Genomic DNA, 2254 nt, shown 5'->3' with positions numbered 1-2254 from the left:
CAATCACTCGACGAGGCGTTGCGTTGACCCCCTGAGACCGCAACCGTTCCCGGCATGGGATGCCCGATTGCCGTTCGCAACGGATCAGCTCCGCGTGACGCTCACGTGGTCTCGAGGGGCGTCGTTCGTGTCGTTGGCCAGCCATGACACCGCGCCCTTCATCCATTGGCAGGCGAGCAGCGCCAGTTCGACATCGAGGCGGCCATCTCGCTCGAAGAGGCCATCGCTCCCACCATCGCGACCGAGCCCTCCGGCGGATCGATCGGTCACGGGAGGGAGCTCGGCCGGCACGTTCGCCTATTTCGAGTAGAGCTCCGGCGAGCAACGCGCGCGTGCGGACCCGGTCGTACGGGGCATTGGCGTCGCGCCAGAGGTCGTCAGCTCTCCGAGAATTGCCACTGCGTCGCGCCGAACGGCTCGATGGTTCCGAGCGCCGTCGCCACCCGGGGCGTCATGCGGTAGACGTGCCACGGCGGGGGGCCCGCAGACGGGGCGCTGTAGTCGGCGGTCAGCGCCAGGCCGGAGTCGTCGACCCGAGCCGGCCAACCCTCTGCCGCCCACCGCCGGGCGAGATCGGCCACGAGCCGCGGATCGGTCACCTTGTGCGCATCACCTTCGACGACGAGGTCGAACTCATCTGCAGCGACGCTCAATGTGCAACGGGCGTCTCGAGCGACATTCTTTCCCTTCCGGGTGGTCTCCCCGGTCTCGAACCAGAACGCTCCATCGACCCACAGCGCACCGACACCGGTGACGTGCGGACTCCCGTCTCGGTTGATCGTCGCCAACCAGCAGGTGTGGCGGTTGGGCCCGCCGCTTCCCGGAGCCTGCGTCAGACCTCGCTCGAGCCGTCGAGCGATCTGTGGCCATTCGATCAGGGGCGAGCCATAGGTACGGTCCAGATTGACTGCTTCCATACCGGTCATGACATCAGAACGCCTCAGAACTCATCGGAGACCCTGCCTGGAGACGTCCGCGCTCTGCCGAGCCGGCCGCTACGGACGACGGACCCGTAGAAAACAAGCGCCGTGAGGGCGATCACGACCTGGACGAGACGGTCGTCGCCTCGCGGGACCAGGGTGCCGACGACATAGTGGTCGATGAACCCGCCGTGGTAGGGATGATCTCCGGCGCGTCGTCGAAGCCATTTCTCAACGTTGGTCAGCGGACAATCGAAGCCGACCGTGACGCTCACGAAGGCGACTGTCAAAGCGGCCAGATGCGGCCAGACGAGACGTCGCCATCTCCACGCGAGCGCTCCGCCAACGGCGACGAACGCCAGGTAGACCAGGTGCACACCGACAACGAGATCGGCGAGCAGCCGATATGCCATCGACTCGACCGTAGCTCTACGGCCGGCTCGGTCGGGCCCGCCCGGGAACACGCAGGAAGGAACATGATGGCAACGACGTCCCCGGAACGGACCATCCGGCGCATTGCATCCATCACCGTGGGCGTCGTGCTGTTGGCGGTGCCGGCGTGCACCAGCAGCGACCACGGCGCGAGCCGCCCGACGAGCACGGTCGCGCCGACGACGGCCCAGCCGCGCCCGGCGGGACCGGCAGCCGATCTGTCGACCGAGCTGAGCGGTGGCCATGGCGTCATCATGGGCGAGGCCGTTTCGGCCGATCTGCGGCGTGTCGGCTACGTGCAGCATGAGCTCCTGGCGGCCGGTACCGCCACGTCGTACAAGGTCGCCGGCGCGCTGACCGGCGACGGTCGCTGGACGTTCGCGCCCGACGCGAGCGCGCCCTACCGCACGCGCGTGCTGGTGCGCGCGCCGGCGAAGGCGCGGGCGTTCAGCGGCACCGTGATCGTCGAGTGGCTCAACGTCAGCGGCGGCGTCGACGCCAATCCCGAGTGGGCGAGCACGCAGGAGGAGATCACCCGCGCCGGCGACGCGTGGGTAGGCGTGTCGGCCCAGCGGATCGGCGTCGAGGGCGGGTCGTGTCGTTGCTGCTGTCGGAGCCGCTTGCACACGCGGTGGCCGCGAAGCACAGCAGCATTCCGACCCGTAGGACGCCACCGGCCCTATTTCAGCGCTCCTGGTCGTCTGCGATCCGTTGCAGTTCCACCCTCGGTCTGCACGTCGACGCGGACAATGGTGTGGGCCTCCGGACCTGGGTGAGGCAGACCGCACTCCACAGGTGCGCTTCGGGGTCGCCGACGCCCCTCTCCGGAGGGCCGTCGTCACGTCCTCCGGATTCAGCCCTTGACGATGACGACCTCGTACTGGTTGGCAGTCGGTGGAAAG

3 protein-coding genes and 1 pseudogene are annotated in these 2254 nt (G+C 68.1%); 1 reads left to right on the top strand and 3 read right to left on the bottom strand.

The window, feature by feature from the left end; all coding sequences use genetic code 11:
• Window positions 1-84: 84 nt before the first annotated feature.
• From E6G06_22445 to E6G06_22435, 3 genes are all read right to left on the bottom strand, one after another.
• Window positions 85-270 (bottom strand): hypothetical protein, encoded by a 186-nt coding sequence (locus E6G06_22445; GenBank protein ID TML84712.1) that lies wholly within the window; start codon window positions 268-270, stop codon window positions 85-87.
• A 107-nt stretch (window positions 271-377) separates the two neighbouring features.
• Window positions 378-917, bottom strand: coding sequence for a pyridoxamine 5'-phosphate oxidase family protein (locus tag E6G06_22440; protein ID TML84713.1), 540 nt, complete (start codon window positions 915-917; stop codon window positions 378-380).
• A 23-nt stretch (window positions 918-940) separates the two neighbouring features.
• Window positions 941-1333, bottom strand: a complete 393-nt coding sequence (locus E6G06_22435) for a DUF2784 domain-containing protein (GenBank protein ID TML84711.1) — start codon at window positions 1331-1333, stop codon at window positions 941-943.
• Between the two features lie 210 nt (window positions 1334-1543).
• Between E6G06_22435 and E6G06_22430 the strand changes: the two are divergent.
• Window positions 1544-1945, top strand: a pseudogene (locus E6G06_22430) (hypothetical protein).
• The last annotated feature ends 309 nt before the right edge of the window (window positions 1946-2254 follow it).

Source organism: Actinomycetota bacterium (genome assembly GCA_005888325.1).
Classification (GTDB): domain Bacteria; phylum Actinomycetota; class Acidimicrobiia; order Acidimicrobiales; family AC-14; genus AC-14.
The sequence above is the reverse complement of the archived record's forward strand: the minus strand, read 5'-3'. Positions and strand labels throughout refer to the sequence as shown.